The following is a 22049-nucleotide window of genomic DNA, read 5'->3' as shown; positions in this document are numbered from 1 at the left end:
CTATTGGTATTTATTGGAAGATACGATATTATTCTATAATTCCGGAAATATAGAAATGAGATATAAATGGAGCTTTCGAAAGCAGCAGAAACCCTGAAAGAGCTGGGTCATCCTACGCGCCTAAGCGTATACAGAGAGCTGGTTAAAGCCGGGCATGAAGGGCTACCGGTTGGCGAACTGCAGAAGCGGCTCGAAATCCCAGCGTCTACGTTGAGCCATCATCTTTCCTCGTTGATATCAGTTTCTTTGGTACGCCAGGAACGTCAGGGCAGAACGCTTTTTTGCCACGCTCGATATGAAAACCTTGAGGCTCTGATTGCCTTCCTGACAGAAGAATGCTGCTCAGGGACTAACGACTGCCTCCCCCTGCCCCAGAAGACGGAGAAGTAAAATGACAGGTGATCTTAAGAATGTTGATTCGGGTTTGTTCGACACCTCAATCACAGAGGCAAGATTCGGTGTTCCTGCCGTTCCCCATCCTCCACGTATCCTCATGTTGTACGGCTCTGTGCGCGAACGTTCCTACAGCCGACTGGCAACGGAAGAAGCGGCAAGGTTACTGACCGCCATGGGCGCAGAAGTGCGGATCTTCAATCCTTCTGGCTTGCCTCTTCCTGATGATGCGCCTGACTCGCATCCTAAAGTCATGGAACTGCGCGAGCTGGTTCGTTGGTCCGAAGGGATGGTGTGGTGTTCCCCTGAACGCCATGGTGCGATGACCGGCATCATGAAAGCCCAGATTGATTGGATACCGTTATCAGAAGGCGCTGTTCGCCCTTCGCAGGGTAAGACTCTGGCCGTTATGCAGGTCTGCGGTGGCTCTCAGTCTTTCAATGCCGTAAACCAGATGCGCATTCTTGGCCGCTGGATGCGGATGATCACCATCCCGAATCAGTCCTCTGTGGCAAAAGCCTGGCAGGAATTTGATGAAGATGGACGAATGAAACCGTCGTCTTATTACGACCGGATCGTGGATGTGATGGAAGAACTGGTGAAATTTACTCTGCTGACCCGAGGTAACTCAGCCTATCTCGTTGATCGCTACAGCGAACGAAAAGAGTCTGCAGAAGAACTTTCACGGCGGGTTAATCAGAGCAAAATTTGAGGGCTGGTATGAGTGATGTAACGGCATTCAACAACTGCATGAGCGTGTTCTGGCGGCAACATGAAGCCGAACTCTCTCGCTTTCTGACATCTAAGACAGGTGATAGCGAAAAAGCAGCAGACCTTCTGCAAGAGCTATTCCTGCGTGCCCGCGCTCATTCAGACAGTTTCTGCGAAATGGAGAATCCGCGAGCCTGGCTGTATCGGGCGGCGAGGAATCTGCTGATTGATGAGTACCGCACCACCAGGGAATTCGTTGAGCTGGAAGATGATGCCCCATTCACTGATGCATCCCCTGATGCAATCTCAACGCTGGATATTTGCCTGCCTGAAACATTGCAGGCATTACCTGAAGATGAGCGGTGGTTGATTGAAGAATCCGACCTTAACCGGCGTCCCCAGCAGTCCCTGGCCGATGAACTGGGAATCACGCTTACGGCGTTTAAATCCCGACTACTTCGGGCCAGAAAACACCTGAAAGAGACGATGACAGAACTTTGTCAGATTGAGGCGGATGACACGTCTTCCGTCTGCTGCCACAAAAAAATGAATTAATCGCGCATCTTTTCCCCACCACCTTCGTTTACCTCAGTGTAAAGCCAAATGACTAAACACTGAGGTAAACAGTCCATGTCAAAAATTGAGATCTTTGAAGCAGCAGGCTGCTGTGCAACCAGCAGCGTTGTAGTCAGTGACGAAGCCGTCAAATGGAACGCCAGCGCCGAATGGGCGAAAAAGAATGACGTTGATATACAGCGCTACAGCCTTGCGAAGAACCCGCAGCAGTTCCTGAATTCGCCGGTCATTAAAGAGTTTCTGAACACATCAGGGATGGAGTCTCTCCCTGTCACCTTGCTCGACGGCAAACTCGTGATGGCAGGCAAACTCCCGACTCGTGAAGATATCGCCCGTTGGGCAGGTATTCCGCTTAGTCAGGACTGGAGTGAAGACAGCACGCAACCACGCTGCTGCAGCATTCCACGTATGCCTTAATTCCAGAGGAGCAATCACTGATGAATATGCCATTTTTAAAAGACATTCCCCCGTTCATCTTCTTCACTGGCAAAGGTGGCGTGGGTAAAACATCCCTGGCCTGTGCTACTGCGGTATGGCTGGCCGATCAGGGTAAGAGAACGCTTCTGGTGAGTACCGATCCGGCTTCCAATGTCGGCCAAGTCTTTAGCCAGACTATCGGCCACCGAATCACAGATATCAGTACCGTAGAAAATCTTGCCGCGATGGAAGTTGATCCGATGGCTGCAGCACAGGCATATCGTGACCGAGTACTCGACCCGGTTCGCGGGCTGATGCCAGCCGATGTGGTCAGCAGCATTGAAGAACAGCTCTCCGGTTCATGCACTACGGAAATCGCGGCATTTGATGAGTTTACTGGTCTTCTTACCAACCATGAGTTGCGGGAAAAGTATGACCATATCGTATTTGATACTGCGCCAACCGGTCATACCATCCGTATGCTTGAGTTGCCGGGGGCCTGGAGCGGTTATCTCGAAGCGAACCCTGATGCCGCCGCTAACCTCGGGCCGCTGGTGGGGCTGGAGAAACAACAGCACCAGTACTCAGACGCGGTTAAGGCGCTGTCTGATGCAGCTCTCACGCGCTTGGTTCTGGTTGCCCGAGCCCAAGCTTCAACACTGAAAGAAGTCTCTCATACGCACGATGAGCTTTCTGCTATCGGTTTGCAGCATCAACACCTTGCCATTAATGGCGTGCTGCCGCCGTTTGCGGGTGAAAATGATCCACTGGCGCAAAGTATTCTGGCTCGAGAAGAAAAAGCATTACAGGCAATGCCAGAGAACCTGGCGAACCTTCCCCGCTCGCAGCTGTATCTGAAGCCATTTAATCTGGTCGGTCTGGAAGCGCTGCGTCAGTTATTTACGGAGAACAAAGCCTCGCTGCCGCTCCCTGCTACCACGCTGAATACTTTGGATTTACCGAAACTTGCCTCACTGGTAGATGAACTCAGCCTGACAGGTAAAGGTCTGGTAATGGCAATGGGTAAAGGTGGCGTGGGCAAAACGACTGTTGCAGCTTCGATCGCGGTATCGCTGGCAAAACGCGGTCATAAAGTCCATCTGACGACGTCCGATCCGGCAGCACATCTGTCTTATACGCTGGATGGCTCGCTGCCAAACCTTCAGGTCAGCCGTATCGATCCGAAGGTGGAGACAGAGCGCTATCGCCGCTTTGTGCTGGAAAATCAGGGCAAAGGATTAGACGCTGAGGGACTAGCAGTGCTGGAGGAAGATCTCCGCTCGCCATGTACTGAAGAGATCGCCGTGTTTCAGGCATTCTCGCGGATCATCAAAGAGGCAGACGATCATTTTGTTATTATGGACACCGCGCCAACAGGTCACACACTTCTGCTACTGGATGCAACAGGAGCCTATCACCGGGAAATGGTGCGTCAGATGGGGCAAACACATGACCATGTGATGACGCCAATGATGCAATTGCAGGACCCGGAGAAGACAAAGGTTATTATCGTGACGCTTGCCGAAACGACACCGGTACTTGAAGCGGCGAACCTACAGCAGGATTTACGTCGCGCTGGCATCGAGCCATGGGCATGGGTTGTGAATAACAGCCTGGCGGCAGCTGAACCGTCTTCACCTTTCCTGAAGACCAGGGCGAACCGCGAGTTGCCTCTCATCTCTGATGTGGAAGAGCAGTATGCAAAGCGTATTGCATTAACTGCGTTACAGAGCGAAGAGCCGGTAGGTATTGACCTACTGAAAGAAATGGCTAAGTAACCATGAAGGGGGCAAATGCCCCCTTCATTTTTATTTCAGTCTTTTACCTGCATCATTAACGACTTTTTCACCATCTTCTTTGGTGAAAGCCCCTTTCTGAGATTCTGGCAGGATATCCAGAACGACTTCAGAAGGACGGCAAAGTTTAGTTCCCAGTGGCGTCACTACAATCGGACGGTTAATCAGGATCGGATGTTGCAACATAAAATCGATTAGCTGGTCGTCAGTAAATTTATCATCTGCAAGACCCAGTTCCTCATACGGTTCGACGTTCTTACGCAGCAAAGCCCGGACGGAAATGCCCATATCTGCAATGAGTTTGACCAGCTCATCGCGTGAAGGTGGGGTCTCAAGGTAAAGAATAACAGTCGGCTCATTACCGCTGTTGCGGATCATCTCCAGCGTGTTACGCGACGTGCCGCAGGCCGGGTTGTGATAAATAGTGATGTTGCTCATATCAGTATCTCATTACAAAGTGAAAGAGAGACGTAGCGCCAGCGCTGCCAGCGTTACAAACAGCACAGGCAGAGTCATGACGATCCCGGTGCGGAAATAGTATCCCCAGGTGATGGTCATATTCTTCTGTGAAAGGACATGCAGCCAGAGCAGCGTTGCCAGGCTACCAATAGGTGTAATTTTCGGGCCCAGATCGCAGCCAATCACGTTGGCGTAGATCATCGCTTCTTTGATAACGCCTGTTGCAGTGCTGCCATCAATAGAGAGAGCGCCAACCAGCACGGTAGGCATGTTGTTCATGATGGAAGACAGGAAAGCCGTCAGGAAGCCAGTACCAAGCGTCGCAACCCAGAGTCCTTTATCCGCCAGTACGTTCAGCACACCTGAAAGGTATTCGGTTAGCCCAGCGTTGCGCAGACCGTAGACCACCAGGTACATCCCCAATGAGAAGATGACAATCTGCCATGGCGCACCGCGAAGCACTTTGCCAGTGTTAATGGCATGGCCTCGTTTCGCCACCGCAAACAGAATGACAGCTCCTACAGCAGCAATCGCGCTGACCGGGATACCCACCGGCTCAAGGACAAAAAAGCCAACCAGAAGAAGGATCAACACTATCCATCCGGTTCTGAAGGTTGCCAGATCTTTAATAGCTTTTGCAGGTGCTTTCAGGAGAGCCAGGTCGTAAGTCGGCGGAATATCTTTGCGGAAGAACAGATGCAGCATCACCAGCGTGGCGATAATAGCGGCAATATCCACCGGCACCATTACCGACGCATACTCAGTGAAGCCCAGCCCAAAGAAGTCTGCAGAAACGATGTTAACCAGGTTGGACACGATAAGCGGCAGACTGGCCGTATCGGCAATAAACCCGGCGGCCATGACAAATGCCAGCGTAGTACCTTTACTGAAACCTAATGCAAGCAGCATGGCGATGACAATTGGAGTAAGAATCAATGCCGCACCATCGTTGGCAAACAATGCCGCCACCGCTGCACCTAGCAGGACGATATACGTAAAGAGCAAACGGCCACGACCGTTACCCCAGCGTGAAACATGCAATGCCGCCCATTCGAAAAAGCCGGATTCATCGAGCAGCAGGCTGATGATAATCACCGCAATAAAGGTCGCTGTCGCGTTCCAGACGATATTCCACACCACCGGAATATCGCTTACATGCACAACGCCAGATATCAAAGCCAGTCCTGCGCCTAGCATTGCACTCCAGCCGATCCCTAATCCCTTCGGTTGCCAGATAACCAAAACAATGGTCAGGACAAAAATAGCGCCTGCCAGTAACATACATCCTCCTGACAGGGCGGTTCTACCGCCCTGTAAAAACAAAAAATTAACTCGCCAACTCTCTGAGTTTTTCAATACCGGCTGGCTCAGAAGCCAGTACCGGAACGAGCGCTATACGGTTAGCGTGCTGATTCTTAACAGCCTCAATCTGAGGCTGTTCCTGCTGGGCGCGCTGGCAAAGCAACGGAGAACTCGTATCCGCAATGGAAAGGCTGTTATTGATAATCCAGCCCCACGGATGAATCCCCGCACGCTCAAGATCGGACTGCAGGTTTGCCGCTTCCAGTACCGGTGTGGTTTCAGGCAGAGTGACCAGCAGGACTTTGGTGCGTTCCGGGTCCTGAAGCTGCATCATTGGGGTAGTAAAATGACCTTTACTCCCCATTTTTTTGGCAATCTCTCGGTGGTAAGCCCCGGTCGCATCAAGCAGTAATAGCGTATGCCCGGTAGGTGCCGTATCCATGACCACAAACCGTTTGCCTGCTTCACGGATTACGCGTGAGAACGCCTGGAACACCGCAATCTCTTCCGTGCAAGGAGAACGTAAATCCTCTTCGAGCAGCCGTTTCCCTGCCTCATCCAGATCCCTGCCTTTCGTCTCAAGAACATGCTGACGATAGCGTTCAGTTTCATCGTGAGGGTTGATTCGGCTGACCTGCAGATTTTTGTGGCTGCCATTCAACGTTGTACTCAGGTGTGCAGCAGGATCTGAGGTAGTGAGATGCACATCAAAACCCTTATCTGCCAAACTGACGGCGATAGCCGCAGCCATTGTGGTTTTACCCACACCGCCTTTACCCATCAGCATAATCAGACCGTGTTCACTGCGAGCGATATCATCAACCAGGCCAGAGAGCGATAAGTTTTCAGGCGTGTACTGGATGTTCGTTACCGGGAGCGGTAATGCCTCAGAACCGGTATCCAGAAGTCCCTTCAATGCTGAAACACCAACCATATTGACTGGCTGTAGTAATAGGGTATCTGTCGGTAGCCCAGATAAACCGGCAGGAAGATTTGCCAGTGCCTCCTGCTCACGTTGCCATACCGCAGCGGCCAGGGCGTCATGTTCAGCTTCGGCTTTAGGCAGCACACCATTAATCACCAGGTATTGGTTTTTCAGGCCAATTGCGGCGAGTTCTTCATGGGTGCGGGCGACTTCCTGCAGCGTAGATTTTTGCAGTCGCGCAACCAGAACCAGGCGGGTACGTTCAGGATCGGATAACGCCTCTACCGCATGAGCATACTGCTCACGCTGCTTTTCCAGCCCGGCCATTGGGCCAAGACAGGAAGCACCATCCGGGTTACTTTCAATGAAGCTACTCCAGGCACCGGGAAGCTGGAGAAGGCGAATCGTGTGGCCCGTCGGCGCTGTATCAAAAATGATGTGATCGAAGCGGGTCAGCAGGGAAGCGTCTGTCAATAAGCCGGTGAACTCATCAAACGCCGCAATCTCAGTGGTACAGGCTCCTGAAAGCTGCTCGCTGATACTGTTAACAACGTCATCAGGCAAAAGACCTTTGATAGGATCAACGATTCTGGAGCGGTATTGTTTGGCGGCTTCCTGCGGGTCGATTTCCAGAGCGGAAAGTCCAGGAACTGCTGCCACAGGGCGAATGGTATTACCGATAGCCTGATCGAACACCTGACCGACATTGGAGGCTGGGTCAGTACTGACCAGCAAAACCCGCTTACCCTGTTCAGCAAGGCGGATAGCCGTCGCGCAGGAAATAGAAGTTTTTCCTACACCACCCTTGCCGGTAAAAAACAGGTAAGGCGGGATATTCTGTAAGAATTTCATATGTCCTCCTGACATATTCAGCAACAGGAAGTATTACCACCACAGCAGCTGGTGGGAGCTAACCCTACCTTCTCCAGCGGAATACCGAACCAGCGAGCCAGCTCAGCGCGTTTTGGGTATCGCCCTGCCATCACCGTTTCACCGTCCAATAGCAGTAACGGAAGACCTTCTGCTCCAGATGCTTCGAGGAATGCTTTCGCTTTCTCATTCTGAACAAAGCTCATGGGCTGCTGCGCCAGGTTGTAACGTTCAACCTGTACACCACGTCCTTTCAGCCACTGCACATCAGCAGAAAAATCAACCAGAACCTGATCGACATCTGAGCCACATACGCCGGTACTGCAGCACATTGCCGGGTCAAACACCGTTAACGTCTTCATTCTGAATACCTCACATTTGGAAAAACATATATGTTCAGGCAAATTTTTTAGATGCAAACAGCCTTACCGCTACCAGAGCAGTTTGCCGATGCCAGCTTACGGGCGATGGCCTGTACATCGTCCTGTTGGCTTAACCAGGCCTGCTCAATCACCTGAGCAGCCCAGAATGGAATATGCGGGGATAAGCGATAATGAACCCATTTCCCCTGCTTGCGATCCAGCAATAGACCGCTTTCCCGGAGCATTGCCAGATGGCGGGAGATCTTGGGCTGCGACTGATCCAGCGCTGTACAGAGATCGCACACGCACAGCTCTCCCATCTCTCTGAGCAGCAACACGATGCCCAAACGGGTTTCATCGGAGAGGTTTTTGAAGAGTTGTAATGCTGATAATTGTGGCATAAGCCCTCCTGCTATTATCTCGCAGTTTCTCTCTATAACAGTGCAATGTCAAAAAATATATTTGAATTTCCATATATGAAAGAAGCAAAGCTTCTCTCTACGTCTAGTATGGACAGCGAGATAATCTAGAGTAACCTCTTATACTAGGAAGCCCTGAAGACATCCACAGGGCACATTCTGTTAGAGTTAATATTAAGCTGGAGGTAGCGCCCAAAGTTCTTCAAGGTTCACATCGTCGCTGCTGGGTCGATGCTGTTTCAGCAGCGGGTCAATTTTCAATATCATTGGAAGATCAAAAGCGGTTCCAGTGACTACGCAGCAGCCCTTGGCTAGAGTCGGTATGAGAGCCTTAGAACTGGAATCTAACGTGCTAATTGTATTGTCTAATAGCATAAGGTCGCGATCGTTAACCAATCGGTGTATGAAGAAATTGTGAATCTGGGAAACAATAGTAGGTGAAATATCTGCAGGCCGCTGACTAGATAGTGTGAGGTATACGCCATACTTGCGTCCCTCCTTAATTATTTCTTCAAAGAGTTCAAGCCGGTAGTCTTTCCAGATTTCATGCTCACGGGTGGACTGCTCTGACAAAATATTGTGTGCCTCATCAATGATAAGGTGCAGAGTCCGGCTTGGAGGGCTTTTAAGATTCTCTGCATCTTTATGATTTGTGTAGAAATTTTTGGCTACAAGCAGTGGCAAGATCTTTTTTATCTCATTCTTGCATTTCTTTAAAGAGATGACATGTAAGAGATGCGGAGGTTGTGGCACATCAACGATTTCAAGAACATTACGCAGAGCCGATATAGATGATTTGGCCCTAGCTAGCACCGGTTGAATGTGTTCGTATTGGGCATAGCCAAATACAACATCTGAACAGAGTTGGAGGTAGCACCGCAATATTAGTTCGTCGAATTGATCAATTCCATCTAAATTAACACTCTCATCAATAATGGGTTTGATATTCGCGTCAAATCCATTGCCATTTGAATTATAGTACGTGCCGCTGGCATGCTTAAAATACTTATCTTTATTGTAATAAATAATTCCTTTTAAATGTTCTTGAAGCAATTCGCAGTCAATCATGCGTGCAATTTCACGGCTCAAATCCAAAGCATCTGATTTCGCTTCACCTGTACTAAAAACTTTTTCAAAAACCTTTTCTACATACCTTTTGAGTGGCGTAGTTTTAAATTTTTCCTTACCAGATAGAACGCGACGCAGAAATGGCTGTTGTGTGTTCGTAGTTGCCTGAAACAAGAGGCTTAGGGTTTCGACATCCCAAAAATGAGCGCCTTCAATCTTGAATTTGTGCTTTGCTTTTTTAGAGTCCAGCACTGTGATTTGCTTATTCTTAGCTGGTAGTAGCTGATCTTCCGTGTATTCACCATTAAAATCTATGATAACGAACTGGCTCTTGTGCTGTAATGCTTGGAGCCGCTCATTAAAAAGTGTAGTATAAAGTTTAGCTAGCGTATTAGATTTACCACTCCCGGTGTTACCAAATATGCCCAAATGGCTGTTGAATAATCGCATCCATGGGAGGTTGATGGGTACATTCTCCTTGAGCATAGAGCCAATAGAAAAACCTGTTTTACCGTCCGCCCCATAAATTTTCCCTACCATAAGTTCGCTGAGTAGAGATGCCTTGTCTCGGATCATCGGCATGTACTTCACACCTTCAAAAAACTTATCATCTACTATATAACCAATGGGGCGAACATCCACTTTTCGTACATATTGGACCTTCTCGGCATCAGTCTCTAGCCTTTTCTCATCCAAAAATTCACCTTCAACAAGACAGACAATATCTATAAAGCCTCGCTGAATAGATACGTGCTCCCGAAGTGAAATACCTCTGTACTTAACTCCTCCGTAGAAAATAGTCTCATGATTGGAGTCTTCAAAAATTCGAAGGGAGATACGCACTCCACTCACTGCAATAACCTCACCTACGATGATACTCATATCAGATCCTCCTCTTCAGCTTTTAATGGAGGTTCATAAGTGTCTGGCGTGAGTGAGAAAACATATTTATTGAAATTGGTGAAGTCCATATTCATATCTTCAGCGGGCCCAATTACTTGGACGTTTTTCCAAGATTTGAATTCTTCCCGCATGCTATTTGCACTATTGTTGCTATAACAACAAATAAAAGTATGAAGTTGTGGGTTGGAGAGGGAGCGTTGGATAAGTCTGAGAATGTGTTCATCAGCAAACGAAAAGCCAAATGTTATGAGTATAGAATTTGGTTTTTCAAGCTCATAGCTTAATAGCCTGAGCATCTGGTAGTAGTGTTCTTCGAAGACAGTTTCGTAAAACTTCCACTTAGTGGGGTTGACAATAGGTAGCTTATTGTACTCCCCCCAGAAAATATCTATCTGGTCTTGACTGAATGCCAAGGATGGAATGCCTTCAGTTCTGTTGCCATCGACACCAAGAAATTCGGAATATCCATTTAAATTTCCGAGTGTCTCTTCTGTCAAAAGGTTACTAAAATCATTGCGGTAATTGACTTCAATCTTATCACCGCTTTTTGACCAGTAAACCGAACCGTGAAGATGGATAATGTTTAGCTGCGGGATGCCATAGTTGCTTCGTTCAAATACTCCAGTTTGACATTGAAACGTACTGAAGTTTTTGGAATGAAGATGCTTTGTGTGAAATCCGGAGGTACCATCATTCACCACAAAATCATGTGATCCCTTCATGAGAAGGCTGTCAGCTGTATGGGACAGGCATCCATCATAGTTTGTGGTAAAAATATTGATTTTGCGGTTGAGGTCTTTCCTTCTATCCAACAACCCCAAAAGGGTTGTTAAAAAAATCTCATAATTCTTGAGATTTTCTTTTCCTTTATTCGTTGTAACGAAACTTGGATTGAATGTCTGCACTGGAAAAATACATGTGTTGTAGTAGTGCATGAATAACGCGGTTCGCTTCTCTGGCGAGTTTTCAAACTGTGTGGCGAGCGTTTCGATCGTTTCTCGCCGTCCCTCTGCATTCTTGATGGCTAGGGACAGCGTCGGGAACAAGTCTGCTGAAGCGCCTGAGCCAATCAGTATGTTGATGTTCTTATTGTATATATCCAATGGCTGGATCGCCTCAAACATACTTACCTCCCTTATTTAGTTTTGTCTAAAATAGCATCAGTGTATAGGCAGACCAAGTTTTGACTTAGGCAAAAAATTTGTAGCAATAGCCACTATTTCTCTGGTTTTCAACTATTGCAGTTAGCAGCATATATTGAATTACATCCATCCAGACGTCTAGGTACCCAGACGAATGCAATTGCTTTTCGAGACTGCCTTTCAACATTTCAGCTTGTAATAATCCCTTCCTTGCCTAAATTACTAGTAAAATCACCATACCACTGCATCATCGCCCTCCTCCCCTCCAGATATTGAGCATGGTTATACGTTCCACGAATTGAGTTCTTATCGACGTGAGCCAGCTGTAGCTCGATCCAGGCCGAGTTAAATCCCTGCTCATGCAAAATGGTACTCATCGTGTGGCGGAATCCATGCCCTGTAACGCGTCCTGCATAGCCGATGCGCCTTACCAACACAGTCAATGCCATATCACTCATCGGTTTCTTAGGATTATTACGTCCTGGGAACAGCAACTCTCCTGCTCCCGTCATGGGTTTAAGCTGATTAAGCAGGTCAATTGCCTGGCTTGATAACGGAACCAGATGAGGTCGGCGCATTTTCATTCGCTCTGCTGGTACGTTCCAAACCTTCCGCTCAAAATCAAACTCCTGCCACTCCGCTTGCCTCAATTCCCCAGGCCTTACTCCAGTCAAAATAAGTAATTGCATCGCAATCTTAACAATCACACTACCGGCATAGGTGTTCAGAGTCCGAAGAAACTCAGGCAGTTCATCCTGGGTCAAAAAAGCATAGTGCTCTTTCTCATGGGGAGCTACGGCGCTGGCTAGATCGGGAGCTGGATTGTACTCAGCCCTGCCAGTCACAACCGCATACTTCCAGACCTCTCCACAACGCTGGCGAACCTTACGGACCTTCTCAGTTGCTCCTCGAGTTTCTATCTTTGAAAGAACAGCAAGCAACTCCATCGGTTTGATATCTTTGATTGGTCGGTGGCCGATATAAGGAAATACATCCTTCTCAAAGGTTCTCATCATCTCTTCACGATAGGAGACAGACCAGCGATCATAGCGACGCTGATACCACTCCCGAGTGATAGCCTCAAACGAGTTTTCAGCGTCCTGCTTGCGACTGAGCTTCTCCATTTTTCTTTCGAGAGAAGGATCGTTACCAGCTGCTAATGTTCTTTTAGCATCCTCACGCTTGCTTCGTGCTTCAGCTAAAGAAACAGCAGGATAAACACCAAGCGCAAGTACATTTTCCCCTCCAGGCGTACGATACTTCAGACGCCAGTATTTCTTACCGTTGGGGTTAACCAATAAGTAAAGACTCCCACCATCAGCCAATTTGTAGGGCTTCTCTTTCGGCTTTGCAGTTTCAACCTGACGAGCAGTTAACTTCATTGGGGGTACCTCTCAGCATGGGGTACAATTATACCCCCATCCATACCCCCACATTGAGCTTGACCCTGGGGGAGTATTATTGAGTTCAATAGACTAATAGAATGCTATAACTGCTGATTTATCAAGGAAAAATTGAGTTGGGTAGACTTCAGAAGACTTGAGTTTGGAGCGGGCGAAGGGAATCGAAGCATCGAAGACAATCACTCACTAACCATTTGTTTCATAAAGAATCATGAATCCTTTTGGTTACAGTAATGGTTACACATTGAGTGATCTCTGGTCAAGGCTGAATGAACGTAATGTTCCCCTCGGAGGAATAGAACCAAGCTGAGAAGTGCTGTAATGTCCTAATGTTTAAACATCAAGAGATGGTAGCCCCCACTGCTCAGGGAACAACTTTGAGAGGGCTACAGGGGGAAGTCGTTAAACTTTATATATTAGATACCTGCGGAGATTTTTGTGAGGAATTTTAAGCACAAGAACCATCTGCTAGTGCCACCAGCCCCCACCGACCGCAAAGTGAAGACCAGTTAGCACCAGAGCAATGGCGATTGCGGCAGTAAAGAGAACGCCACAAACCGACGATAATCTATTGAAGACAATACGGTACACGATGCCCAGCAAGAACAAAGCCCCGGAGGCCCACCAAAAGGCACTCACTGCCCTAGCAAGCGCCCGATATGTTGACCACTGTACCCCACCATAGATGTAACCAGCCATACAACCAGCAGCCAGTAATAGTAAAGCCATCCCGATAAATGACCCGATACCTTTCAACATGTTGATATTCCTTTAAATAACCATAAAAACGGAGTCTAAAGGATAGCCCGGATGCGGGCATACTGATGATCGTTTGTCTCGATCGGTAAACTGAAATTGATCGCTAGTATCTATCAATCACTTTAGAGTATCTGGCAGACCAAGTGGACGCAGAGGACGAACACATACAACTCCTGTAAGTTCATGGGGTCCTCCGTATGTTCACTCAGGGTTTATAGCTACTCTACGGCAGTAAAACGAATAGCATGGACCAACGGGAAAGAGGCGTCTGTCTCAACGTCGAATGCTCCAGTTTTCACCTTAACGGAACCGGTAGCCAACACATCGACCACGCTGATTAACTCAAGGTCATACCCAGCGGTATTGCTATTACGAGTCACTTTTACATCCACGGTCTTAGCGCCTTTAGTTGACCTGAAAGAGATAGAAGCGAACCGCTTAGGCAGGAGATAGACACCTGTATCATCACCCGCATAGCCGCATACTGTGCAGCCCAGCAGGTCGCTAATATCTTCATGGCCTGCGCGTTGAGCAGATCGGTCCAAGACTGCCTCTAGTTTCTCAGGGACCAATACAGCATAGTCAGGCAGTGTGTTACCCAACTCGACCGGAAGATTCAGCGCTAAGATGTCCAGAAGGTCCTCAGCTTGGTCAGAGGGTTTCCCACTCAGTGGGACCGCTTCGATGACTTGTAGGTCTGGTGTATCTTTCAGGACATCGACCACAGCGGCAAACATTTGACGACAGTATTGGACCTGCATATCGCCTACAGTCTGGATTAGCGCCCCTTCAGTCCACCCTCCCATCATATCGAAGTCAGATACATGAGTAGCAGCAGAACACAGAATGCCAGTCTTATTGGTCTCAGGGTTCAACACTGGGGTGACAGTTACACTTGCCCCGGTGATGGCTGTAGTAGACGGAGCATCCTTAGCTGGGTTAAACGCACCATTATGCTTAAAGCGGACGGTACGATTCTGGAGAGCCTGACGGCGAATAGGCGTAGGGTCAGTGCCGTATGGGCGAAACTCACAGGGGAAGACATGCTCCATTACAGCAGTGCGGAAATCACCATCGTTGAAGGTCTCGTCCAAAGAGTCCTCCAGCGCTTGAACGTAATCATGTGAGTCATTCCCGAAGGCCATCGGACGACCTGAGCGGTCCGTGAAGCCTACGTTGAGAACTTGGGTGAATCGCCACGGGTTTAACAGACACCTCAGAGTCATTTAAGATGGCTTAAAGAGAGGTGCCCATGAGCGGTAAGCGTTATCCCGAAGAGTTTAAAACTGAAGCAGTCAAACAGGTTGTTGATCGCGGTTATTCTGTTGCCAGCGTGGCAACACGTCTCGATATCACCACCCACAGCCTTTACGCCTGGATAAAGAAGTACGGTCCGGATTCTTCCACTAATAAAGAACAGTCAGATGCTCAGGCCGAGATCCGTCGTCTCCAGAAAGAGCTGAAGCGGGTTACCGACGAACGGGACATATTAAAAAAAGCCGCGGCGTACTTCGCAAAGCTGTCCGACTGAGGTACGCCTTTATCCGTGACTACACCTGTTGCTGGCCTGTTCGCCTGCTCTGTCGGGTGCTGGATGTTCATCCCAGTGGTTTTTACGCCTGGCTTCAGCAGCCGCATTCTCAACGCCATCAGGCAGACCTGAAACTGACAGGACAGATTAAACAGTTCTGGCTGGAATCGGGATGCGTCTATGGTTATCGCAAAATCCATCTGGATCTGCGGGACAGCGGGCAACAGTGCGGAGTGAACAGAGTCTGGCGACTGATGAAACGTGTCGGGATAAAGGCTCAGGTCGGATACCGGAGCCCGCGGGCACGTAAAGGCGAGGCCAGTATCGTGTCGCCCAACAGGCTCCAGCGACAGTTCAATCCGGATGCTCCTGATGAGCGTTGGGTAACAGACATAACCTACATCAGGACCCACGAAGGCTGGCTGTATCTTGCTGTGGTTGTTGATCTGTTCTCACGCAAAATTATCGGCTGGTCCATGCAATCCCGGATGACAAAGGACATTGTCCTGAACGCACTGCTGATGGCTGTATGGCGGCGTAATCCCCAAAAACAGGTGCTGGTTCATTCGGATCAGGGCAGTCAGTACACAAGCCATGAGTGGCAGTCTTTCCTGAAATCACACGGCCTGGAGGGCAGCATGAGCCGTCGCGGTAACTGCCATGATAATGCGGTTGCAGAAAGCTTTTTCCAGTTGTTGAAACGCGAACGGATAAAGAAAAAGATCTACGGAACGCGGGAAGAAGCCCGCAGTGATATTTTTGATTACATCGAAATGTTTTATAACAGTAAGCGTCGGCATGGTTCTAGCGATCAGATGTCACCGACAGAATATGAAAACCAGTATTATCAACGGCTCGGAAGTGTCTAGATTATCTGTGGCGATTCAAAGGATGCACATTTAGAATGTCTTTGAGATTGATAGGAGAGGTGTCTTGCTGAGACACTATTAGTTATTAAAGGATTAATAATGACAAAATCAATGGATGACTCTAAATGGTCTTTAAGTAATACCTTAAGTTCTTATTATTATCTTGTGTAAACAAGTAATATAACATTAAGGTCTTTAAGTAAACTTTAAGTTTAGCCCCTGTAGACCAGAGACCATAATTAATATGATTTCTATTATTGGCTATTCACTTATCGACTGACCCAGAGCACACAGGAAGCACTCACTTTAAGTGAACGCTTGGTGTCTGTAATTGGTCATCCCGCCCCTGAAAGGATGCGATAAGTTACGGTTAGAGCTACCTTGAAGTAGCAGTTGTCATAGAGGGAAAACTTTTTGTCTTCTCTCTCCTTATAGTGAGTCGTTATTAATTCTGTTGACTTCACAATAAGTGTATGAATGAGAGTTAAGGCATGAGTACGAGCTAATCGTCGATTCCTCAGAGGCCTTCTCTCTCTCTACAGTGAGTCGTTAACCCTAAGCGCTCTTTTTGTCCCGATTTTCGATGCCCTGCCGTGGTCCCTCAGGCATACTCTGGAACATCGCCTCGATTTCTTTTGGTCTTGTGATTCGGTCATCGACAATGATATTCAACAGCTTAAAGAGGCCATGCGTTAACTGTGGGTCATCATCAAGGTTAATCTCTCCGGGATGGACCGCCTGATTCCCTACGATACGACAGATGTCTGCTGCTTGTTGAATGCGAGGAGGTAATCCTTTCTCCACGAGAGACTTTATGTCGGCGTTAATGTTGCTCCCCGGCTCGCCTAAGTGGACCATTAACTTCTGAAGACACAGACGGAGAAGCGCAGCGGCCCCTTTAGGAGACAGATTGACGATGCTTCTAGCCTCCATGTAGTCGGACTTACAGTCCTCCGGCATGTCAGGGCTGGGCATTTCGACATCAGTTGATGCCGGGATTATCAACCGCTCATCACACCAATAAGCCTCCTCTGAGCAGCACAGGCACACTGAAACGTACATCTTAGTAAATAGGTCAAGAGCAATTCCCACCCGAGTCCCCTTTAAGGGGAGCCATTCATGCTTTGAGTAAACATTGCAATAAGGACAATTGAAAGCCGCAGCCCTAAATACAGCCGGATGATACTCAGCCATTGATACCAGTCTCCTTATAAATATCAGCCAGCACATTAACTAATCTATCCACTTCAACCTCTTTAGCGTATCGGTCATAGGTAATTGACCCAGAGCTATGCCCCATGACTGCCTGAGCATACGCCAATTCGACACCTTGTTGTTTTAACTGAGTCGCAACTGTATGTCTAAACGAATGGAACGCCAATCCGTCACGGTCAGCTACAACCTTAGGTAACAGCGTACGGTTAAACCATTTACTCACCTGCTCACCGTAACCGTTCTTCATTAGGCGCAAACCATCAAAGACCATAGCGTCATCACCACCAGAGCCTCTACGGGTCTCTACAAGCGCCATAAAGTCAGCCAATACAAAACCATAGGCACCATCGACCAGAGGCACACAGCGATCACTGTGAGCGTTCTTGATACTCTTACCGGGTAGGCTGCTGTCATCCTCATTGATATGAATATAAACGGTCCCGGCCTCGGTGGTCCTAACGTCCTTGACCTGAAGTTGTGCGACTTCATTAAGCCTTGCCCCAGTGATAGCAGCCAAAGCGGTAACGTAGTAGTGATAAGGTTTGCCAGAAGTCTTCTGAGAGTATGACTTAGCGGCAACCAGTAGTTGCCCCACCTGCTCCGTAGAGAAGGCGTTACGGGCCTCAGAGGCTTTACGCTGGGGAACCTTAAGTTCCAACCCCTCAGTCATGTTCTTTTTAATCAAGTCATTACGCACAGCCCACTTAAAGACAGCCGCCATCTTGATGAGATACTTATTATTGATGGTAACGACATCCAGACAATCAGTCTTATCATCACGGCTTAGCAGGTCAGCCAATGAGGCATCCTTGAAGCGCTGCTTACGGTTCTTAGGTAACTGCTGGAGCACATCACGAACTCTGAGCATGTCTGCTCTACTGGCTTCAGCATTGAGACCCAGATGGTCGAATATTTCGATTAACGCAGCGTGTGACGCTTTGTTTTCCCTTAAGGTGGCGGGCTTCCAGTTCTGAGCGTTCTCCGCTTCGTATTGCTCAAAGAGGCACGCTACGGTGACGCTAGGCGTGACTTCTGGTTTTACTTCTGGAGCACTAACAGATAAGGACACAGAGGCTTGGTCATCTTGCCGATCAATATCATCAAAACGATCGACGTAATCTATCAGAGGCCGACTGTCTCCCGCATCGATACGCTTCATACAGGCCTTAAGCACTCCCAAAGCCTCGTGAATGTAACGATGCTGGTCAATGCTAAGGGGTTCACAGGCTAGTGCATCAACAAGGTTCCCACCAAGTTCTGAATAAAGCCCGCTATATGTTTCCCTCATGTCAGGCTCGAAGAGGTCAGAGCGGCCCGTCGATAGTTCCCACTCAGCGATGTCCTTAAGGTGGCCCCTCATCTCCTCATAGGTAGCGTTGGGTCTGTCTGCGTGTATTGCCTTGAGTGCTGCCTTGATGTGCCTTGAGTGAGCCATAGCGGTACGTCTATCCTTGGTCCGTAATGATACTGAGGTCATTCTATCATTGTTTGATTGTCTGACCCGAAGACGGAAGTAGTAGACGCCGTTACGCTGGTAGAGATAGGAGACGGCTGGAAGTTTGTGACTGCTGGATAGCTGAATCATATGTCTGTATGCCCTGAGAGGGTTACACAGTGGGTTACAGTAAGTAACTCTGCAAGGAGGCTTTAAGCCATATCCCAAGGGATTCAGTAGGTTAGAATACTTTAAGAAGTGTCATGGAGCGGGCGAAGGGAATCGAACCCTCGTATAGAGCTTGGGAAGCTCTCGTTCTACCATTGAACTACGCCCGCATTGAAGTGCGTAAGGGATTATAAACCTTACGCTCTTCTTGGCAAGGGACTAACCGACTGACTGGCGATTAATTCACCGTCAGCATTTTGGCTTACTCCCCTGCGGCGGTAAATAACGCAGCGGATCGATAGCCGTTGCCCGGTAGCGGATTTGGAAATGCAGGCGCACCGTCGTCGCATCCGAGCTGCCCATCGTCGCTATCTTCTGCCCGGCCTTCACGTTTTGACCGTTGTTCACCAGCATGGTGTCATTATGCGCATACGCAGTGATGTAGTCCTCACTGTGCTTAATCATGATGAGATTACCGTAGCCCCGCAGCTGATTACCGACATAAACCACCTTCCCTGCTCCGGCCGCATAAATCGGCGTACCGCGCGCAGCCGAGATATCAATGCCCTTATTGCCGCCGTCCGCCGTAGAATAAGGCAGGATCACCTTACCGCTGGCAGGCCACTGCCAGCAACGTTGCCCTACTGGTGGCCAGGACGACTGCGGCACAGAAGAAGATGGTCTGACCGCCGCCGTTTTGGTTGAGGATTTCTTGGTTGTTTTGCCAGATCCAGAACTGGTTTTCGCGCCGCCGCTGACCTTCAGCTTTTGCCCCACTTCAATGGTATAGGGCGGTGAAATATTATTCAGGCGAGCGATCTCTTTCACGCTGGTACCGGTGGCGCGCGAAATACGGTATAGCGTATCTCCCCGCTTCACGGTATACACGGAGCCGGAATAACTTCCTGTATCAGACGACTTGCTCCCGGAACAGCCCGCTAACAGCAGACCGACACACAGCAGCATCACGATACCCAGGCCATTTTTCTTCAGGCGTCCTGCACTCAAAACAATACCTCGCAACATTTTCAGACGCTTTATCATAGCAGCCAGAAACCGGATGCCAAATCATATCGCGCAACGAACCGGCGGCTCTGGCATTTCACACCCTCTGTTAATCACTCTGACTTAATTAAGCATATAATGTGAGTGCTTAAGATTGATGGTGGACGCTATGCGACAGGAACATGTCATTTTATTGAATGAGCAGGACCAACCCTGCGGAACGCTGGAGAAGTATGCGGCGCATACCGCCACAACCCCCCTGCACTCCGCTTTCTCGTGCTGGATATTTAACGAGCAGGGCCAACTGCTGGTCACCCGCCGCTCGCTGCACAAAAAAGCCTGGCCAGGTGTCTGGACTAACTCTGTCTGCGGTCACCCGCAGTTGGGTGAAACCAACGAAGTCGCTATTGTCCGCCGGGCTCGCTTCGAACTGGGTGCAGATATCAACTTGCTCACCCCCGTATACGCTGATTTTCGTTATCGCGCCACGGACCCGAGTGGAATAGTTGAAAACGAAGTATGTCCGGTTTATGCCGCACATATCGTCAGTGAGCTACAGCTAAACCCAGATGAAGTGATGGATTGCCAGTGGAGCAATTTTGAGGATGTCTTAAGCGGGATTGACGCGACGCCGTGGGCTTTCAGCCCGTGGATGGTAATGCAGGTTGCAAACAAAGAAGCGCGTGCGCTGTTGCAGAATTACTGCCAACAAATTATTGCCTGATGGCGCTACGTTTATCTGGCCTACATTACGAATCGTAGGCCGGATAAGGCGTCAGCCGCCATCCGGCATTTCACATCTTACTTAACCGGGCGCATCGCCGGGAACAGGATCACGTCGCGGATGGTGTGGCTGTTGGTGAACAGCATAACCATACGGTCGATACCGATGCCCAGACCCGCAGTCGGCGGCAGACCGTGTTCCAGAGCGGTAACGTAGTCTTCGTCGTAGAACATCGCTTCGTCATCACCCGCATCTTTGGCGTTAACCTGATCCTGGAAACGCTGCGCCTGATCTTCGGCATCGTTCAGCTCGCTGAAGCCGTTACCGATCTCACGTCCGCCGATGAAGAATTCGAAGCGATCGGTGATTTCCGGGTTTTCGTCATTACGACGCGCCAGCGGAGAAACTTCTGCCGGATACTCGGTAATGAAGGTTGGTTGAATCAGGTGCGCTTCTGCAACTTCTTCAAAGATCTCGGTCACGATACGACCCAGACCCCAGCTCTTCTCAACTTTGATGCCGATAGATTCAGCAATCGCTTTTGCAGAGTCGAAGTTATCCAGATCGGCCATGTTGGTTTCCGGACGGTATTTCTGAATCGCTTCGCGCATGGTCAGTTTTTCAAACGGCTTACCGAAGTCGAAGACTTCTTCACCGTAAGGCACTTCAGTCGTTCCCAGAACGTTCTGCGCCAACGTACGGAACAGAGATTCAGTCAGTTCGATGAGATCTTTGTAGTCCGCATAAGCCATGTAGAGTTCCATCATGGTGAACTCTGGGTTATGGCGAACAGAGATGCCTTCGTTACGGAAGTTACGGTTAATTTCGAATACGCGTTCGAAGCCGCCAACCACCAGACGCTTGAGGTAAAGTTCCGGCGCGATACGCAGGTACATGTCCAGATCCAGCGCGTTATGATGGGTGATAAACGGACGCGCTGCCGCACCGCCTGGGATCACCTGCATCATCGGGGTTTCGACTTCCATAAAGCCGCGAGCAACCATGAACTGACGGATGCCAGCCATAATCTGTGAACGCACTTTAAAGGTATTGCGGGATTCATCGTTAGAGATGAGATCCAGGTAACGTTGACGATAGCGTGCTTCCTGATCCTGCAGACCGTGGAATTTGTCCGGCAGCGGGCGCAGCGCTTTGGTCAGCAGACGCAGTTCGGTGCAGTGGATAGACAGCTCACCGGTCTTGGTCTTGAACAACTTACCTTTCGCGCCGAGGATATCGCCCAGATCCCATTTTTTGAACTGCTCGTTGTAGACGCCTTCCGGCAGGTCATCGCGAGCAACGTACAGCTGAATACGGCCGCCAACGTCCTGCAGCGTAACGAATGATGCTTTACCCATAATACGACGGGTCATCATACGGCCAGCAACGGATACCTCAATGTTCAGCGCTTCCAGCTCTTCGTTTTCTTTCGCGTCGAAGTCAGCATGCAGTTGGTCTGAGGTATGATCGCGACGGAAATCGTTCGGGAACGGGATCCCCTGCTCACGCAGGCTCGCCAGCTTCTCACGGCGCGTTTTCAGTTCATTGTTAAGGTCGGCTACCGCGTCAGCGCCCTGTACGTGTTGTTCAGACATGT

At 49.1% G+C, this 22049-nt stretch carries 21 protein-coding genes and 1 tRNA gene; 7 read left to right on the top strand and 15 right to left on the bottom strand.

The features are described 5' to 3' along the window. Positions 1–66 precede the first annotated feature (66 nt). From GFB57_RS08940 to arsA (GFB57_RS08920), 5 genes are all read left to right on the top strand, one after another. Complete coding sequence (locus tag GFB57_RS08940) at positions 67–390, top strand: metalloregulator ArsR/SmtB family transcription factor (RefSeq protein WP_000423544.1); 324 nt, start codon at positions 67–69, stop codon at positions 388–390. 1 nt (position 391) lies between these two features. After that, positions 392–1105 carry an arsenical resistance protein ArsH gene (gene arsH, locus GFB57_RS08935; RefSeq protein ID WP_000145398.1) on the top strand — a complete coding sequence of 238 codons (714 nt, stop codon included), beginning with the start codon at positions 392–394 and terminating at the stop codon, positions 1103–1105. Between the two features lie 8 nt (positions 1106–1113). Then, positions 1114–1659 (top strand): sigma-70 family RNA polymerase sigma factor, encoded by a 546-nt coding sequence (locus tag GFB57_RS08930; protein ID WP_001286343.1) that lies wholly within the window; start codon positions 1114–1116, stop codon positions 1657–1659. A gap of 75 nt (positions 1660–1734) precedes the next feature. Continuing rightward, positions 1735–2097 (top strand): arsenic metallochaperone ArsD family protein, encoded by a 363-nt coding sequence (locus tag GFB57_RS08925; RefSeq protein ID WP_000034287.1) that lies wholly within the window; start codon positions 1735–1737, stop codon positions 2095–2097. Positions 2098–2117: 20 nt separating this feature from the next. Continuing rightward, a complete protein-coding gene (gene arsA, locus GFB57_RS08920) occupies positions 2118–3875 on the top strand; it encodes an arsenical pump-driving ATPase (RefSeq protein ID WP_001057013.1) in 1758 nt (585 codons plus the stop codon). A 30-nt stretch (positions 3876–3905) separates the two neighbouring features. Here the strand turns inward: arsA (GFB57_RS08920) and arsC are convergent, their stop codons facing one another. The 10 genes from arsC to GFB57_RS08870 all read right to left on the bottom strand — a co-directional run bounded on the left by arsC (position 3906) and on the right by GFB57_RS08870 (position 14599). Further along, a complete protein-coding gene (gene arsC / locus GFB57_RS08915; protein ID WP_000065761.1) occupies positions 3906–4331 on the bottom strand; it encodes a glutaredoxin-dependent arsenate reductase in 426 nt (141 codons plus the stop codon). 12 nt (positions 4332–4343) lie between these two features. Then, positions 4344–5633, bottom strand: coding sequence for an arsenite efflux transporter membrane subunit ArsB (gene arsB, locus GFB57_RS08910; RefSeq protein WP_016538086.1), 1290 nt, complete (start codon positions 5631–5633; stop codon positions 4344–4346). 46 nt (positions 5634–5679) lie between these two features. Then, positions 5680–7431 carry an arsenite efflux transporter ATPase subunit ArsA gene (gene arsA, locus GFB57_RS08905; RefSeq protein ID WP_290366962.1) on the bottom strand — a complete coding sequence of 584 codons (1752 nt, stop codon included), beginning with the start codon at positions 7429–7431 and terminating at the stop codon, positions 5680–5682. A gap of 17 nt (positions 7432–7448) precedes the next feature. After that, positions 7449–7811, bottom strand: a complete 363-nt coding sequence (gene arsD, locus GFB57_RS08900) for an arsenite efflux transporter metallochaperone ArsD (protein WP_000855179.1) — start codon at positions 7809–7811, stop codon at positions 7449–7451. A gap of 47 nt (positions 7812–7858) precedes the next feature. Further along, complete coding sequence (gene arsR, locus GFB57_RS08895; protein ID WP_001135895.1) at positions 7859–8212, bottom strand: As(III)-sensing metalloregulatory transcriptional repressor ArsR; 354 nt, start codon at positions 8210–8212, stop codon at positions 7859–7861. 192 nt (positions 8213–8404) lie between these two features. Further along, entirely contained in the window at positions 8405–10180 is a 1776-nt protein-coding gene (locus GFB57_RS08890) for an ATP-binding protein (protein ID WP_000022894.1), read from the bottom strand. Beyond that, positions 10177–11325: an SIR2 family protein gene (locus GFB57_RS08885; RefSeq protein WP_000460992.1), complete on the bottom strand. Its 1149-nt coding sequence runs from the start codon at positions 11323–11325 to the stop codon at positions 10177–10179. Before GFB57_RS08885 ends, GFB57_RS08890 begins: the two co-directional genes overlap by 4 nt. A 206-nt stretch (positions 11326–11531) precedes the next feature. Further along, on the bottom strand, positions 11532–12725 hold the full coding sequence (locus tag GFB57_RS08880) for a tyrosine-type recombinase/integrase (protein WP_000778549.1): 1194 nt from the start codon (positions 12723–12725) through the stop codon (positions 11532–11534). 489 nt (positions 12726–13214) lie between these two features. Further along, the gene (locus GFB57_RS08875) at positions 13215–13505 is read right to left on the bottom strand and encodes a hypothetical protein (RefSeq protein WP_016154338.1); all 291 of its coding nucleotides are present in this window, start codon (positions 13503–13505) and stop codon (positions 13215–13217) included. Positions 13506–13723: 218 nt separating this feature from the next. Continuing rightward, entirely contained in the window at positions 13724–14599 is an 876-nt protein-coding gene (locus tag GFB57_RS08870; RefSeq protein ID WP_290366961.1) for a hypothetical protein, read from the bottom strand. A gap of 158 nt (positions 14600–14757) precedes the next feature. Between GFB57_RS08870 and GFB57_RS08865 the strand changes: the two genes are divergently transcribed. After that, a protein-coding gene (locus GFB57_RS08865) for an IS3 family transposase (RefSeq protein WP_115642645.1) occupies positions 14758–15905 on the top strand; the annotation gives its coding sequence in 2 pieces (ribosomal slippage) (positions 14758–14995 and positions 14995–15905; 1149 coding nt in all). A gap of 555 nt (positions 15906–16460) precedes the next feature. Here the strand turns inward: GFB57_RS08865 and GFB57_RS08860 are convergent. From GFB57_RS08860 to actS, 4 genes are all read right to left on the bottom strand, one after another. After that, positions 16461–17099, bottom strand: coding sequence for a DUF4145 domain-containing protein (locus GFB57_RS08860; protein WP_182382659.1), 639 nt, complete (start codon positions 17097–17099; stop codon positions 16461–16463). Further along, entirely contained in the window at positions 17092–18705 is a 1614-nt protein-coding gene (locus tag GFB57_RS08855; protein ID WP_016154341.1) for a site-specific integrase, read from the bottom strand. Before GFB57_RS08855 ends, GFB57_RS08860 begins: the two co-directional genes overlap by 8 nt. A 114-nt stretch (positions 18706–18819) precedes the next feature. Further along, a tRNA-Gly gene (locus GFB57_RS08850) sits at positions 18820–18893 on the bottom strand. 79 nt (positions 18894–18972) lie between these two features. Further along, on the bottom strand, positions 18973–19731 hold the full coding sequence (gene actS / locus GFB57_RS08845; RefSeq protein ID WP_003026902.1) for an amidase activator ActS: 759 nt from the start codon (positions 19729–19731) through the stop codon (positions 18973–18975). A gap of 166 nt (positions 19732–19897) precedes the next feature. Between actS and idi the strand changes: the two genes are divergently transcribed. Then, complete coding sequence (gene idi, locus GFB57_RS08840) at positions 19898–20452, top strand: isopentenyl-diphosphate Delta-isomerase (RefSeq protein ID WP_003026905.1); 555 nt, start codon at positions 19898–19900, stop codon at positions 20450–20452. A gap of 77 nt (positions 20453–20529) precedes the next feature. Here the strand turns inward: idi and lysS are convergent, their stop codons facing one another. Further along, a complete protein-coding gene (gene lysS / locus GFB57_RS08835; RefSeq protein ID WP_003026911.1) occupies positions 20530–22047 on the bottom strand; it encodes a lysine--tRNA ligase in 1518 nt (505 codons plus the stop codon). Positions 22048–22049: the final 2 nt, after the last annotated feature.

The sequence above is a fragment of the Citrobacter sp. S39 genome (assembly GCF_009495675.1).
Taxonomy (GTDB): Bacteria; Pseudomonadota; Gammaproteobacteria; order Enterobacterales; family Enterobacteriaceae; genus Citrobacter; species Citrobacter freundii.
This window is presented reverse-complemented; position numbering and strand designations above follow the sequence as displayed.